Genomic DNA, 14,460 nt, shown 5'->3' on the forward strand with positions numbered 1-14,460 from the left:
TCATCATGACATGCGACAATGGCGAAATGACCTCATTGCCACTCGTGTTCGACGCGCCCAAGCGTGGGCGGCCGCCGACACACTTCGCCGACCTCGACCCCGCCGGTCGCGTCGCGGCGCTGGCCGACCTGGGGCTGCCGAAGTTCCGGGCCGATCAACTGGCCCGCCAGTACTATGCGCGCCTCAACGGTGACGTCGACGAGATGACGGATCTGCCGGCGGCGTCGCGCGAATCGGTGCGGGACAAGCTCTTCCCGCAGCTGCTCACCCCGGTCCGGCACATCTCCTGCGACGACGACTCCACCCGCAAGACGCTCTGGCGCCTGCACGACGGCACGCTCCTCGAGAGCGTCCTCATGCGCTACACCGATCGCAACACGCTGTGCATCTCCAGCCAGGCGGGCTGCGGCATGGCCTGCCCGTTCTGTGCCACCGGGCAGGGCGGACTGGACCGCAACCTGTCGACCGCCGAGATCGTCGATCAGGTGCGGGCCGCGGCCCGCGCGCTGCGCGACGGGGAGCTCGGCGAGCCCGGACGCCTGTCGAACGTCGTGTTCATGGGTATGGGTGAGCCGCTGGCCAATTACAAGCGCGTGGTCAGCGCCGTCCGGCAGATCACTTCGCCGGCGCCGGAGGGCCTCGGGATCTCCGCGCGCTCGGTGACCGTGTCGACCGTCGGTCTCGCGCCGTCGATCCGCCGTCTCGCCGACGAGGGGCTCGCGGTGACGCTCGCCGTCTCCCTCCACACGCCCGACGACGAACTGCGCGACACCCTCGTCCCGGTCAACAACCGGTGGTCGGTCGCCGAGGTGCTCGAGGCGGCCCGCTACTACGCCGACACCACCGGACGGCGCGTCTCCATCGAGTACGCCCTCATCCGCGACGTCAACGATCAGCCCTGGCGGGCCGACCTGCTGGGGGAGAAGCTGCACCGGGCCCTCGGGTCACTCGTTCACGTGAATCTCATCCCGCTGAACCCGACGCCGGGTTCGGAATGGGACGCCAGTCCCAAACCGGTCGAACGCGAATTCGTCCGCCGGGTCCGTGAGCAGGGAGTCTCGTGCACCGTTCGCGACACGCGCGGGCAGGAGATCGCCGCCGCGTGTGGTCAGCTGGCGGCCGAAGAGCGCTGACACCGAGGCGCCGACCCGGGGCGTGTTGAGAGGCAGATGCGACGAACGCCGAGCGGATCACCGCTCGGCGTTCGTCGTAGATGAGGCGATCTGGCTGGTCAGGACCACTTTCCGCGGTTCATCCACCAGCCGCGCACCACGAGGAAGATCGTGCCCGCGGCGAAGGCGATGAGATACAGGTCCTCGATGTGCCCGGTGTGGTTGCCGATGATCATCGCGAGCAGGAACAGCGCGAAGAAGATGGCCGCACCGTAGAAGGTCTTGGTCGCTGCTCCGTGCCAGCCGAACCGGGCGGACGGGGCATCGGCGGGCTCGCGGCGCCAGCCGGTGTCGATGACCTCGACTTCGCCATGCCCCCCATCGCCGTGCCCCACAGTGTGCTCCACATCGGTGCTTGCCACAGCCACTCCTCACAGCGCGGACGTCAGATGTCTGACGATCGGTAGTAGTTCTCCGAGCAGCATAGCGGCACCTCCTGCCCGCAGGTCGGTCCGGTGTCACCGGCGGCGGCGGTTCGTCGACGAGCATGGTCCAGAATGGGTGCGTGCCCACACGCGTGCTGATCCTCGGCTCCACCGGTTCCATCGGCGTCCAGGCTCTCGAGGTGATCGCCGAACATCCGGATCGTTTCGAGGTCGCCGGTCTGGGTGCCGGCGGGTCGAATCCCGATCTGCTCGCCGATCAGGCCGCCGCGTTCGGCGTGCCGGCCTCGCGGATCGCCGTCGCCGACGCCACGCGGGCGCAGGAACTCGGCGAACGTCTCGGCGGCCGGGTCCTGAATGGACCGGACGCCATGTGTGATCTGATCGACGTCGTCGCCGCGGACACCGGGGTCGATGTGATCCTCAACGCCGTCGTCGGCTCGATCGGTCTGGCGCCCAGCCTCGCCGCACTCCGATCGGGTGCCCGGCTCGCGCTGGCCAACAAGGAGTCGCTCGTGGCGGGCGGGGCACTGGTCCTCGACGCCGCCGCGCCCGGGCAGATCGTCCCGGTCGACTCCGAGCACTCCGCAATCGCACAGTGTCTGCGAGCGGGGACGGCCGCCGAGGTGGACCGACTGGTCCTCACCGCGTCGGGCGGCCCGTTCCGCGGATGGACCCGTGCGCAACTCGAGGACGTCACCCCCGAGCAGGCCGGCCGACATCCCACGTGGTCGATGGGCCCGATGATCACGCTCAACTCCGCGACCCTGGTCAACAAGGCCCTCGAGGTCATCGAGGCGCACCTGCTGTTCGACGTGGACTACGACCGCATCGACGTCACCGTCCACCCGCAGTCGATCGTGCACTCGATGGTGACCTTCGTCGACGGGGCGACGGTGGCGAAGGCCTCACCGCCGTCGATGAAGCTACCCATCGCCCTGGCACTGGGATGGCCGGACCGGGTGCCCGGATCGTCGACGGCCTGCGACTTCTCGACCGCGTCGGCGTGGACGTTCGAGCCCGTGGACGACGCGGTGTTCCCGGCGATCGAGCTGGCTCGACGCGCCGGTGCGGCGGGAGGCAGTCTGACGGCTGTCTACAACGCCGCCAACGAGGCCGCCGCAGCAGGGTTCTTCGCAGGTGCGATCCGGTTCCCGCGCATCGTCGAGGTCATCGAGGAGGTGCTCGGCGAGGCAGACCAGTGGCGCCGGACGCCAGGTACTGTGGAAGAGGTCTTCGCCGCCGATCGGTGGGCCCGGGATCGCGCTGCGCAGCTGGTTGCGGCCGCATCCGTCTGATCGGCGGCTCTCGTGAGCGGGTGCGCCCCGTGATCCGGATGGAGTGGGTACGTGAGTTTCGCGATCGGCGTCACGCTGTTCGCCGTGGCGCTGTTGCTGTCGGTCGCATGGCATGAGTGCGGCCACATGTGGGCCGCGCAGGCGACGGGCATGAAGGTCCGGCGGTACTTCGTCGGCTTCGGTCCCACGATCTGGTCCACCCGGCGCGGCGAGACCGAGTACGGGATCAAGGCGCTGCCGCTGGGCGGTTTCTGCGACATCGCCGGGATGACCCCCCACGAGGAACTCGCCTGGGACGAGAAGGACCGGGCGATGTACAAGCAGAAGGCCTGGAAACGCCTGGTCGTGCTGTTCGCCGGACCGGCCCAGAACTTCCTCCTCGGTTTCGTCCTCATCATCATCGTCGGACTGACGTTCGGCCTGCCCAATCTCAACCCCGGCCCGACCCCGGCAACCGTCGGCAAGACCCAGTGCGTCCCGTCGACGATCACCATCGAAGGCAACAAGCAGACCGACGCGCCCTGCACCGGCACCGGCCCGGCGGGCGCCGCCGGGCTGCTCCCCGGTGACGACATCGTGGCGATCAACGGTCAGCCGGTCGGGCAGGCGTCGGATCTGACCCCGGTGATCCGCGAGTCCAGCGGCCCGGTCGCGCTGACGGTCGACCGCGACGGTCAGCGACTCGACCTGACGATGACCCCCGAGCCCACCACGGTGACGGCGACGAACGCCGACGGCACCTCCGAAACCCAGACCTACAACATGGTCGGCATCGCCTACGACGTCCCGCCGAACGTCATCACCTACAGCGGCCTCGAGATCGTGCCCGGCGCGATCGGATTCACCGGCGAACTGGCGGTCGAGACCTGGAACGCGCTGCTGTCCCTACCCTCGAAGATCGGTGCGCTGTGGACGGCGGTCACCGGCGGTGAGCGCGCCCTCGACACCCCGGTCAGCGTGTACGGCGCCTCGGTGCTCGGCGGTCAGGCCGTCGAGCGTGGACTGTGGGACATGTTCTGGATGCTCCTGATCAGCATCAACTTCTTCCTGGGACTGTTCAACCTGGTCCCGCTCCTCCCGCTCGACGGCGGCCACATGGCGATCGTCGGCTACGAGAAGGGGCGCGACACCGTGCGGCGCTGGTTCGGCCGGGCACCCGGTGGGGCCGTCGACTACTACAAACTGCTCCCGATCACCTACGCCGCCGTCGTGATCATGGCCGGCTTCATGGTGCTCACGCTCACCGCCGACATCATCAACCCGATCAACCCGTGGCAGTGACCCGGACGATCCGGGTCGCCGTCCGGCGCCGAATACCACCAGAGAACCGAAACCCCCAGAGGTGAACGAGATGAACGCCCCGACTCCCGCGACCGCTGTGCCGATCGGACTCGGCATGCCCGCCGGACCACCGCCGGTGCTCGCCCCGCGTCGGAAGACCCGGCAGTTTTTCGTCGGCTCGGTCGGCGTCGGCAGCGACCACCCGATCTCGGTGCAGTCGATGACGACCACCAAGACCCACGACATCAATGCCACCCTGCAGCAGATCGCGGAGTTGACGGCCTCGGGGTGCGACATCGTGCGTGTCGCGTGCCCGCGTCCCGAAGACGCCGAGGCGCTGCCGATCATCGCCAAGAAGTCCAAGATCCCGGTGATCGCCGACATCCACTTCCAGCCGAAGTACATCTTCGCCGCGATCGACGCCGGCTGTGCCGCCGTGCGTGTCAACCCGGGCAACATCAAGGAGTTCGACGGCCGGGTCAAGGAGGTCGCCAAGGCGGCCGGTGATGCCGGGATCCCCATCCGGATCGGCGTCAACGCCGGGTCCCTCGACAAGCGGATCCTGCAGAAGTACGGCAAGGCGACCCCGGAGGCGCTCGTCGAGTCGGCGCTGTGGGAGGCCGGGCTGTTCGAGGAGCACGGCTTCGGCGACATCAAGATCTCGGTGAAGCACAACGACCCGGTGATCATGGTGGAGGCCTACCGCCAGCTCGCCGCCGCCTGTGACTACCCGCTGCACCTCGGGGTCACCGAGGCCGGGCCCGCCTTCCAGGGCACGATCAAGTCCGCCGTCGCCTTCGGCGCGCTGCTCAGCGAGGGCATCGGCGACACCATCCGGGTGTCCCTGTCGGCCCCGCCGGCCGAGGAGATCAAGGTCGGCGACCAGATCCTGCAGTCGCTGAATCTCCGCCCGCGCAAACTCGAGATCGTCTCATGCCCGTCGTGCGGCCGCGCCCAGGTCGACGTCTACAAGCTGGCCGACGAGGTCACCGCCGGACTCGAGGGCATGGAGGTCCCGCTGCGCGTGGCCGTGATGGGGTGCGTCGTCAACGGCCCCGGTGAGGCCCGCGAGGCCGACCTCGGCGTGGCCTCCGGAAACGGCAAGGGGCAGATCTTCGTCAAGGGCGAGGTCATCAAGACGGTTCCCGAGGCGCAGATCGTGGAGACCTTGATCGAAGAAGCGCTGCGGATCGCCGAGGAATCAGGAGAAACTGGAGACGGTACTCACGTGGGCCCGCCCGTGGTGACCGTTTCCTAGGTCGGCGGGAGGCTCGAGAGGGAGGAGCGGCGTTGCTGAAGCTACTGGGCGACAAGCCGCTCGGCGCTCGTGATGCGGCTGCTGTCGAACGTGTCCTCACCTCGGACCCGGTGGCGATGTGCATGGTCGCGGCCCGCTTCGAGACGCACGGGATCAACCCCCGGCTGCTGGGCGGCGAGCTGTGGACCGCGCAGAATCCCGCGTCGTCCCTCTGCTTCTCCGGCGCCAACCTGATCCCGCTCACCGGTTCGCCCGAGGATCTCGACTACTTCTCCGACCGCGCCATCGCCGGGCCGCGGGCATGCTCCTCCATCGTCGGCCGCGCCGACCTCGTGATGCAGATGTGGGAACAGATCGAGCCGGTGTGGGGTCCGGCGCGTGAGGTCCGGCCGGTGCAGCCACTGCTCGCCCTCACGTGTTGTGCGGCGGTACCCGCCGACCCGCTCGTGCGGTTGGTGACCCTCGACGACCTCGACGCGTACATGCCCGCGGCCATCGACATGTTCATCGGCGAGGTCGGTGTCGATCCGACGGCCGGCGACGGCGGTCGTTCCTATCGTCGGCGCCTCGCCTCGCTCATCACCGCGCAGCGGGTGTTCGCCCGGTTCGACGGCCCCGACGTCGTGTTCAAGGCCGAGATCGGCTCGCTGTCCCGCCGGGTCGGCCAGATCCAGGGAGTCTGGGTGGATCCCGACCGGCGCGGTGAGGGACTGGGACTGGGTGGTACCGCGGCCGTCGCCGAGGCCGTCGCCGCTCACGGCCGCATTCCGAGTCTGTACGTCAACAGCTTCAACGTGACCGCGCGCGCGGTGTACGACCGCATCGGGTTCACCGAGGTCGGCACCTTCGCGACCGTCCTCGTCGACTGAGCGCCCGCCCCGCGTGGCGTCGCGGGATTCCGGCCGGGCCACCCTAGACTCGACTGCGATGTGGCGCATGCGAACTCGATGGACCCCGGCGGTGATCGTCGCGGTGTGTGCTGCCGTGACGGTGGCCACGGTCGGTTGTTCGGCCTCCGAGGACGACGGGCCGCGCCGCGCCGCGGAGCGCTTCCTGCAGGCCTACGCCGATCGTGAGGTGGCGTCCGCGGCGGCGCTGACCGACACACCCGCTGCCGCGGAGTCCGCGATGGAGTCGGCCTGGGCCGGGCTGGGTGCCGAGCGCTCGAGTCGCAGGCCGGGCGGGTCCGCGTCACCGGGGACACCGCCGAGGTGGACGTCGACTACACGTGGGCGCTGCCGCGGGGCCGCGACTGGGCCTACGACGCCACCCTGCGGATGGGCCGGTCCGACGACGGCTGGGCGGTGCGCTGGGCGTCGACGAACATCCATCCGAAACTCGGTGCCGATCAACGCCTTTCGCTCCAGATCGTCGAGGCGCCGCGCGCGACGGTCAATGAGTCCGACGGCTCGGAGGTGATGGTCAACGGCACCGTCGTGGGCGTCAACTTCGATGCGACCGCCGCCGCCGAACAGGGCGCGTCGGTCGCCGAGTCGGTGACCGGTGCGGTCGCGGTACTGCGCCGGTTCAGTCCCTCGCTCAACGAGCAGACGATCATCGAACAGGTCACCGCGAACCGGCAGCAGTACCCGCTCGCCCGGCTGTCCCACGACCAGTTCGACCGCTTGCGCGACCAACTGGCGATCCCCGGCGTCGTGACCAACGAACAGGCCGAACTGGTCCCCGAGGACCCGAGATTCGCGCCCGCCCTGCTGACCGAGGTCAAGAAGGTCGTCGACTCCGAGGTGTCGGGGCGGGCGGGCTGGCGGGTGGTGACGGTCAACCCCAACGGCCTCGACGCCGACGTCCTCGCCGACCACGACCCGGACCCCGCGCCGGCGGTCTCGCTGAGTCTGTCGCGGACGGTGCAGAACGCGGCCCAGCGAGCGGTCAACGCCACCAACCGGTTCCAGATCGCGCTGGTCGTCGTGCAGCCGTCCACCGGTCGGATCCTCGCGGTCGCCCAGAATCCCGCGGCCGACCGGTCGGGGCCCATCGCGACGACCGGTCTGTACCCGCCCGGGTCGACCTTCAAGATGGTGACCGCCGCGGCCGCGATCAGCCATCGGATGGCCACCCCCGACACTCCCGTCGGATGTCCCGGCGCCATCCAGATCGGTCCGCGCCTGATCCCGAACTACGACGGGTTCTCGCTGGGGACGGTGTCGATGCTGCGGGCGTTCGCGCAGTCCTGCAACACCACGTTCGCCAAACTCGCCAGCGAGATGGGACCGTCGGATCTCGCGCACGCCGCGGCCGCGATGGGCGTCGGACAACAGTACGAGATCGCCGGCCTCGACGCCGTGTCCGGCTCGGTGCCGATCGAGAACGAACTCGTCGCCCGCAGTGAGGACGGCTTCGGGCAGGGCAAGGTCCTCGTCTCGCCGCTGGGGCTGTCCCTGGTGGCCGCCACCGTGGCGAACGGTCGGAAGGCGCCGGTGCCGCAACTCATCCTGGACAAGCCCACGAAGGTCGAGGGTCCGACGCCCACGATGGCGCCCGAGGTCTACGCCCAGCTGCGCCCGATGATGCGTGAGGTCATCACGAGCGGTACGGCGTCGGTGATCGACGGCCAGGGTGCGGTCTTCGGCAAGACCGGTGAGGCGGAGTTCGCCGGCGGGTCACACGCCTGGTTCGCCGGCTACCGTGGCGACATCGCGTTCGCCACCCTCGTCGTAGGTGGCGGTGATTCGAACAACGCGGTGGCCGTCACCCGCGACTTCTTCGCCGGTCTCGGACCGGGCTACGCGGTGCGCCCTCTCTCCTGAGACGCCCTCACCAGTGCGCACCATCTTCTAGGCGCTACCGGGTGTCCGGACGGGGAGGATCACCCGTCGCCCGGCATGTTCGATCACCTCGACGGGGTGGTCGTAGGTGTGGCTGAGCAGGTCGACGGTCATCACCTCCGGCGTCGGCCCGATCGCGAGCAGCCGGCCGTCCTTCATCACGGCCACCCGGTCGGCGTAGGCGGCCGCGAGGGTGAGGTCGTGCACCACCAGCAGCACGGCGTTCCCGGCATCGCGGTGGACGCGCAGGATGTCGAGGACCTGCTCCTGATGGTGGATGTCGAGTGCCGCGGTCGGCTCGTCGAGCATCATGACGGGGGTGTCCTGGGCGAGGGCACGACCCAGGGAGACGCGTGCCTGCTGGCCGCCGGAGAGCTGTCCGAACGGCCGGTCGGCGATGTCGCCGAGTTCGCACAGTGCCATCGCGTCGGCGATGACCGCTGGGGAGTTCGCCGCGCGCGGTGTCCGCAGCCACGGGTAGCGGCCCATCGCGACGACCTGGGCCACGGTGAAGGGGGTGTCCACCCGGTTCTGCTGGGTCACCAGCGAGCGGTGGCGGGCGAGTTCGCGCATCGAGGTCGTCGCGACGTCCCGGCCGTCGACCTCGATGTGACCGCGCTGCGGTGTGCGGGTGCCGGACAGGGCCGACAGCAGCGTGGACTTGCCACACCCGTTGGGGCCGACGAGGGCGACGAGTTCACCGCGCCCGACGTCGAGGGTCACCTCGCGCACCACCTCGCGTCCGCCGAGAACGACCGAGACGTCTCGGGCGTGGATACCCAGGGCCGTCGTCGCGGCGGTTTCGGTCGTCACCATCCGGCACCCGCGTGACGGCTGCGACGCAACAGGATGAAGAAGACCGGGCCACCGATCAGGGACGTGAACATGCCGAGCGGGAGGTCGGCGTCACCGAGCATCGTCCGGGCGGCGAGGTCGGCACCGGTGATGACCAGCGCTCCACCGATCACGCTGGTGGGTAACAGGATCGCGTGGCGCGGTCCGACGATGAGGCGCATCACGTGCGGCACGATGAGGCCGACGAAGGCGATGATCCCGGCGAAGGCGACCGCCGCGGCGGTCAGCACCGCGGTGAGCACGATCGCCTGCCGGCGGACGGCCTCCACGTTCACGCCGAGGGAGGCGGCCTGGATGTCGCCCAGCGCGAGCAGATCGAGCTTCGAGACCAGGAACAGGCAGGCCGCGACACCCACGACGACGAGCGGTGCGACGACCCAGATCTCGCTCCAGGTGCGTCCGGCGAGCGAGCCGAGCTGCCAGAAGATGATCTGCTCGCGGGCGGCGGTGGTGGCCACGAAGGTGAGGAAGGCGATGACCCCGGCCGCGAACGCGTTGACCGCGATACCGGTGAGCACCAGCATGATCGCCGACGACGAGCCGTCGCGAAGGGACAACACGTACACCGCCGCCGCGGTGATGAGGCCGAACACGAAGGCCGCCCCGGCGAGAGCCCAATTGCCCGCCGCGCCACCGGCTCCGGCGGTCCCGCCGGCGAGCACGATCATCAGACAGGCGCCGACCGCGGCGCCGGAGGAGACGCCGATGATCCCCGGTTCGGCCAGCGGGTTCGCCAGCACTCCCTGCAGGAGGCAACCCGCGGCGCCGAGCGCGGCTCCGACGAACAGTCCGAGCACGATGCGCGGGAAGCGCACATTCCACAGCGCGCCTTCGCCGTTCGGGTGGGAGGGGAGCGGTCCGAGATCGAGGTGGAAATGGTGGGCGAGGCTGCCGAGCACCTCGAGCGGCGGCACCGACACCTTTCCGGTGCCCGCGGACACGATGACGAGCACGACCAAGGCGACCAGCATCACCGCCACCACCGTGAGGTCACGGACCCGATGCGACGTGCCGGCCGGGGGAGCGACGACGGCCGACGGGGTCGTCGGCTCGGTCGCCGGGTCCGTCGTGGTCCGCGCTGGGTCGGTCATGCGTAGATCGACCTCGCCAGCGCACCCAGCACCAGTCCGACCTCGGGACCGAACGCCAGGATCTGACTCTCGTCCATCTGCACGACCCGTCCGTTGCGGCCGGCCTCGGTGTCGGCCACACCCGGCAGGGTCAGCACCCCCTCGGGTCCGCCGACGGTGGCCGCGCCCTGGGTCATCACGAGGATCACGTCCGGGTCGGCGGTGATCATGGCCTCGGCGCTGATCGCGGTGAACGCGCCGGTGAGATCGGCTGCCGCGCCGGCATCCCGGCCACCGAGCGCCTCGATGAGGTCGTCGGCACCCGATCCGGGCCCGGCCAGCAGCAGCAGGTTGCGTCCGCGGATGTAGAGGAACGCCATGGTGGGATCTCCGGACGGATCCGGGACCAGCGCGCGCGCCTCCTGGATCTGGGCGTCGGTCCGGGCGACGAGCTTCTCGCCGGCATCGGCGACACCGAGTGCGGCTGCGACCGAGCGGATCAGGGTGTCGTTCGACTCCAGATTGCGGGCGGCCGGGAACACGACGACCGCGACGCCGGAGTCGCGGATCTGGTCGACGGCGGCGGTGGGCACAGTGGACTCGCTGACGAGCAGGACGCTCGGGTCAAGGGCGAGAACGGATTCGGCGTTGAGGCTGTGTCCGCGGTTGGTCACCACCGGCAGCGATCTCGCCGAGGGGAAGGCGGTGGACGTGTCGCGCCCCACCACGTGCGACCCGAGTCCGAGGGCGTACACGATGTTGCCGAGGGTTCCGTTGATGTCCACGGCGATGATCCGGTCGGCGTCGTCGACGGTCACGTCGCCGTACCGCAGCGAGTCCACGGTCGCGGGCAGCCGGGGAGCGGGATTCTCGACGACGGGCGTGACGTCGGACTCCGCGAGCGTCGCAGTCTGCGGGCCGTCGCGCAGATGTGCGCCCGGCGAGTGCCGCTCCTGCTCGATCGGGGTGACGAAGCACGCCGACAGGCTCAGCACGGTCAGCACCATCACCAGCGCCGCCCGTAAGCCCCTGGTCCGCACCGCACACCTCCATCGTCGACTCCGATGCCCTCCCATCGGCTCCTCCCGGCGAGCTTAGTGACGTTCGCCGCGGTGTCCGCCCACGGGCCTCGCCGCGACGGGCCGGGATAGTCTGGTCGCATGCCAGTTCGCAGTGCCCTCACGCCGGGGATCGTGTCGCCCATCCGGTCCGTGCCCGACTCCATCGAACGTCCCGAATACGTGTGGAAGCCGACGGTGAACGAGGGCCATGAGCCCTGGGTGCAGACCGCCGAGACGATCGAGAAGATGCGCATCGCGAGCAAGATCGCGGCCAATGCACTCGCCGAGGCGGGCAAGGCCGTCGCCCCGGGCGTGACCACCGACGAACTCGACGCGATCGCGCACGAGTACATGATCGACCACGGTGCCTACCCGTCGACGCTGGGCTACAAGGACTTTCCGAAGTCGTGCTGCACCTCGTTGAACGAGGTGATCTGCCACGGCATCCCGGATTCGACGGTGATCGAGGACGGGGACATCGTCAACATCGACGTCACCGCCTACATCCACGGCGTGCACGGCGACACCAACGCGACCTTCCTCGCCGGCGACGTCGACCAGGAGGCCGCCGATCTCGTCGAGCGGACGCGGATCGCGACCGAGCGGGCCATCAAGGCCGTCAAACCGGGTCGCGAGCTGAATGTCATCGGTCGGGTCATCGAGTCCTACGCGAACAGGTTCGGCTACACGGTCGTGCGCGATTTCACCGGCCACGGCATCGGTGAGACCTTTCACAACGGGCTGATCGTGCTGCACTACGACGAACCGAACGTCGACACGGTCCTCGAACCCGGGATGGTCTTCACCATCGAGCCGATGATCAACCTCGGCGCACTGCCGTGGGAGATGTGGGACGACGGCTGGACCGTGGTGACCGCCGACCGCCGGTGGACCGCGCAGTTCGAGCACACCCTCGTCGTCACCGACGACGGCGCCGAGATCCTCACTGTGCCGGACAACTGACATCGGGCCCGACAACTGAGGTTCGGTCCGACAGCCGAGACGTTCAGGCGGGGAAGCGGACGGGTTGCGGTTCGCTGCTCGTCGTGGTCGTCCCGCTGCCGAGCTGACCCTGGCCGTTGAGGCCCCAACAGTACATCTCGTCGTCCGCGACCGCGCACACGTTCGCCGAACCGGTGGTGACCTCGGTGACCCCCGACAGTCCGTTGACGCGGTCGGGGCTCTTGTCCGGCTGATCGCTGCGCGAACCCCAGCAGTAGGCGGAGCTGCCCGCGGCGGCGCATCCGCCATAGGCCGCCGTGGACACCTCGGTGGCCCCGCGGACGTCGATGCGGGTCGGGGTGCGCCGGTTCTGCTCGGTGCCGTCGCCGAGCTGGCCGCTGGTGTTCTGGCCCCAGCAGAACACGCCGCCGGAGCCGGCGACCGCACACGTCGAGTACAGGCTCGTGCTGATCGACGTGGGCGAGTCGAGTCCGAGGACCCGGGTCGGGGTGAGGCGGTCGAGTGTGGTGCCGTCGCCGATCTGGCCTTCCCGGTTGTTGCCCCAGCAGTAGGCCGAACCGCCGGCGATGGCGCAACTCGTGGTGTGCGACGTGGACACGGCGGTCACGTCCGAGAGGCCGGCCACGCGGGTGGGCACGTCCACCGACCCGGTACTGCCGTTGCCGACCTGGCCGCTCGCGTTGTTGCGCCAGCAGTAGGCGTCGCCGTCGCTGATCGCGCAGATCGTGAGCCCGACCGACACCGCCGACACCCGGGACAGGCCGGACACCTTTGTCGGCAGCGGCACGTTCTGGCCGGGCGGTCCGATGCCGTAACCCCAGCAGTAGAGGTCTCCGGAACTGATCGCGCAGGTCGTCCCGAGGCCGCCCATGCTGACCGCCGAGACGTCGGAGACACCGGTGACCGGGACGGGTCGCGGACGGTCGGTGGTCGTACCGTCGCCGAGCGTGCCCCGTTCGTTGTCGCCCCAGCAGTACAGTCGACCGCCGCGCACCGCGCACGTACTGTCCCCGCTGGAGGCGATGGACTCGAACTCATCGCTGCCGCCGGATGATCCGCCGGAACTGCTGGGCGCCGTCGTCGATGACCCGGCGACCGGCGCCGTCTGAGGATCCGATACCGATCCGCTGAGGGCGATCGCGGCCCCGACGACACCGACGACGAGGACGACGACACCGAGCACCGCGGCGACGATCCACGCGGTGCGTGAGCCCGTTCCCCGTGACCCCGGGCCGGGTCCGTGGGGTCCGCCGGGCCCGGTCACATATCCGGGTGGTGGACCCGGCGGCGGTCCGCCGGGACCGTACGCCGGGAACGGTGGGTGAACGCCGGGTGGCTGGGCACGGTGGTTCACCGGGTGCACCGGCGCCTGCTGGGTGGGCGGCGGTGGGGAGAACGGACGGCCGGGTGCCTGCGCCGCGACGACGGAGGGCGCCGTCGACGCGATCTCGACCGCCCGGGCGAGCGCCGCGGCAAACTCGGAGCAGGACGCGAACCGGTCGGCGGGGTTCTTGGCGAGGGCGCGCGCGAACACGGCATCGACGTGGACGAGGTCGGGGCGGCGCTCGGAGATCCGCGGTGCGGGCGTGTTGACGTGGCCGGCGATCAGGGCCATCGGGGTCTGCCCGGGGTAGGGCTGCGATCCGGTGAGCAGCTGGAAGGTCGTGCACGCGAGCGCGTACTGGTCCGACGCCGGGATCGCCGGTTCGCCGGTGAGGATCTCGGGTGCGGCGTAGGCGAGGGTGCCGACGAACAGGTTGGTCGCGGTCATCTTCGCGCCGTCCATCAGGCGGGCGATGCCGAAGTCGAGCACGGTGACCCGGGTGATCCGGCCGTCGGGGCCGCGGGCGACCACGATGTTCGCGGGTTTGATGTCGCGGTGGATGACGCGCCGGGTATGGGCATAGTCGAGCGCGTCGGCGACCTTGCCGACGACCGTCACCACGTCGTCGACCGGCAGGGCCGACGCGGCGGCGAGGTCCTCGCCTTCGAGGTAGGACATCGAGAACCACGGGCTGCCGTTCTCCACGCCGTGGGTGTAGACCGTGACGATGCCGGGGTGATCGAGGGCCGCGGCGGTGCGGGCCTCGTTGCGGAACCGCTCGGCGAAACTGGGATCGGCGGGGTTCGGCGAGATGATCTTGAGGGCCTCGCGGCGGCCCAGGGTCGGGTGTTCGACGAGCCAGACCTGTCCCATGCCGCCGCGCCCGAGCATCGAGAGGACGCGATATCCGGCGAACACGGACCCGGGCTTCACGACCTCCACGTCCGATGACCCCCCTTGACTCCGAACGACCGGCTGTCGACCTGTTCGTCCGGGTCACTGTATCCAG

At 69.8% G+C, this 14,460-nt stretch carries 11 protein-coding genes and 1 pseudogene; 7 read left to right on the top strand and 5 right to left on the bottom strand.

Annotation, left to right across the window (positions count from 1 at the left end):
* The first annotated feature begins 26 nt into the window (after positions 1-26).
* Positions 27-1,133: a 23S rRNA (adenine(2503)-C(2))-methyltransferase RlmN gene (rlmN, locus tag QAD21_RS10180; RefSeq protein WP_065628976.1), complete on the top strand. Its 1,107-nt coding sequence runs from the start codon at positions 27-29 to the stop codon at positions 1,131-1,133.
* 98 nt (positions 1,134-1,231) lie between these two features.
* On the opposite strand, the gene QAD21_RS10185 is transcribed toward rlmN, so the two are convergent.
* On the bottom strand, positions 1,232-1,534 hold the full coding sequence (locus QAD21_RS10185) for a DUF2631 domain-containing protein (protein WP_058250103.1): 303 nt from the start codon (positions 1,532-1,534) through the stop codon (positions 1,232-1,234).
* A 143-nt stretch (positions 1,535-1,677) separates the two neighbouring features.
* Here QAD21_RS10185 and dxr point away from each other — a divergent pair, with 143 nt between their 5' ends.
* The 5 genes and pseudogenes from dxr to QAD21_RS10210 all read left to right on the top strand — a co-directional run bounded on the left by dxr (position 1,678) and on the right by QAD21_RS10210 (position 8,160).
* A complete protein-coding gene (dxr, locus tag QAD21_RS10190; RefSeq protein ID WP_068971259.1) occupies positions 1,678-2,853 on the top strand; it encodes a 1-deoxy-D-xylulose-5-phosphate reductoisomerase in 1,176 nt (391 codons plus the stop codon).
* Between the two features lie 51 nt (positions 2,854-2,904).
* Positions 2,905-4,134: a M50 family metallopeptidase gene (locus QAD21_RS10195; protein WP_068971260.1), complete on the top strand. Its 1,230-nt coding sequence runs from the start codon at positions 2,905-2,907 to the stop codon at positions 4,132-4,134.
* Positions 4,135-4,204: 70 nt separating this feature from the next.
* On the top strand, positions 4,205-5,392 hold the full coding sequence (ispG, locus tag QAD21_RS10200; RefSeq protein WP_078112440.1) for a flavodoxin-dependent (E)-4-hydroxy-3-methylbut-2-enyl-diphosphate synthase: 1,188 nt from the start codon (positions 4,205-4,207) through the stop codon (positions 5,390-5,392).
* Between the two features lie 32 nt (positions 5,393-5,424).
* Positions 5,425-6,261, top strand: coding sequence for a GNAT family N-acetyltransferase (locus QAD21_RS10205; RefSeq protein ID WP_065628972.1), 837 nt, complete (start codon positions 5,425-5,427; stop codon positions 6,259-6,261).
* Positions 6,262-6,319: 58 nt separating this feature from the next.
* Positions 6,320-8,160: pseudogene (locus tag QAD21_RS10210) on the top strand (penicillin-binding transpeptidase domain-containing protein).
* A 27-nt stretch (positions 8,161-8,187) separates the two neighbouring features.
* Here the strand turns inward: QAD21_RS10210 and QAD21_RS10215 are convergent.
* The 3 genes from QAD21_RS10215 to QAD21_RS10225 are packed head-to-tail and all read right to left on the bottom strand — an operon-like array spanning position 8,188 to position 11,143.
* A complete protein-coding gene (locus tag QAD21_RS10215) occupies positions 8,188-8,994 on the bottom strand; it encodes a heme ABC transporter ATP-binding protein (protein WP_068971261.1) in 807 nt (268 codons plus the stop codon).
* Positions 8,988-10,124, bottom strand: coding sequence for an iron ABC transporter permease (locus QAD21_RS10220; RefSeq protein ID WP_205333128.1), 1,137 nt, complete (start codon positions 10,122-10,124; stop codon positions 8,988-8,990). The genes QAD21_RS10215 and QAD21_RS10220 overlap by 7 nt, the downstream gene beginning before the upstream one ends.
* The gene (locus QAD21_RS10225) at positions 10,121-11,143 is read right to left on the bottom strand and encodes an ABC transporter substrate-binding protein (protein WP_068971262.1); all 1,023 of its coding nucleotides are present in this window, start codon (positions 11,141-11,143) and stop codon (positions 10,121-10,123) included. The genes QAD21_RS10220 and QAD21_RS10225 overlap by 4 nt, the downstream gene beginning before the upstream one ends.
* A gap of 120 nt (positions 11,144-11,263) precedes the next feature.
* Between QAD21_RS10225 and map the strand changes: the two genes are divergently transcribed.
* A complete protein-coding gene (gene map / locus QAD21_RS10230) occupies positions 11,264-12,127 on the top strand; it encodes a type I methionyl aminopeptidase (RefSeq protein WP_058250111.1) in 864 nt (287 codons plus the stop codon).
* 43 nt (positions 12,128-12,170) lie between these two features.
* On the opposite strand, the gene QAD21_RS10235 is transcribed toward map, so the two are convergent.
* Positions 12,171-14,384, bottom strand: coding sequence for a protein kinase (locus QAD21_RS10235; RefSeq protein WP_223258938.1), 2,214 nt, complete (start codon positions 14,382-14,384; stop codon positions 12,171-12,173).
* Positions 14,385-14,460 lie beyond the last annotated feature (76 nt).

It is taken from the genome of Gordonia sp. SMJS1 (genome assembly GCF_029866425.1).
GTDB classification, from domain to species: Bacteria; Actinomycetota; Actinomycetes; order Mycobacteriales; family Mycobacteriaceae; genus Gordonia; species Gordonia hongkongensis.